The following is a 716-nucleotide window of genomic DNA, read 5'->3' as shown; positions in this document are numbered from 1 at the left end:
TTTAGGCAGCGATGAGCTCGCAATAAGAGACCCTCAATATGTGTTTGCCGTAAACGATTTTAACGGCTAACCGACATAGCGAAGCTGAACAGATTTAAGAATTGCTAAAACAAATTAGCTGCTTAAAAGCAGCTAAAAAGAATCGTTATGCTTACTTGACCGGAGAAGGTTCATATGTGTTAGGTAACACTTTACGCCTTAAGCCGTTTTATTTGCAATAAGCTAAAAGCTATGAAAATTAAACCTATGCCACAAGTAAGTAATGTTGGTACCCAAAGTGACACAAACGAATTTAATAGAGCCTGACTCGGTTGGTTAGGCAAATATAAAACATTTACGCTTTCACCTTTTTTGTAACAGGCAGGCTTACAACCAGAATTAGATATAAATTTATGAGTTTCATTTGAAGAACTTGAGAACGTTACTTCGGGATAAAATTTTGTTTCGACAACAACCAAACTAGAAACCTTACCTTTGGTATTAATTGCTTGCTGAGTAAACTCGATGGTATTTGTAGTAACAAAAATGCCAACAATAAACGCTATGATGCCAAGCAATAGATAAAGGTAACTAAGCTTTAAACTGTTATTCATTCGATTAATTATGCTCGACATCTTCCGTGTTACCTAGACATAATGACTCCCACACGGTGCTAGCCTCCGCATTTTCGTGGGTTAGCTTAAAGCCAGAGCCATAATTAGTTTGTCAAATAACTA

At 36.6% G+C, this 716-nt stretch carries 1 protein-coding gene; it reads right to left on the bottom strand.

Going from position 1 to position 716, the window contains the following annotated elements; all coding sequences use genetic code 11:
* Positions 1-191: 191 nt before the first annotated feature.
* Positions 192-593, bottom strand: coding sequence for a DUF3592 domain-containing protein (locus tag AN214_RS21795; protein WP_054981619.1), 402 nt, complete (start codon positions 591-593; stop codon positions 192-194).
* Positions 594-716: the final 123 nt, after the last annotated feature.

It is taken from the genome of Pseudoalteromonas sp. P1-9 (genome assembly GCF_001399975.1).
Classification (GTDB): domain Bacteria; phylum Pseudomonadota; class Gammaproteobacteria; order Enterobacterales; family Alteromonadaceae; genus Pseudoalteromonas.
This window is presented reverse-complemented; position numbering and strand designations above follow the sequence as displayed.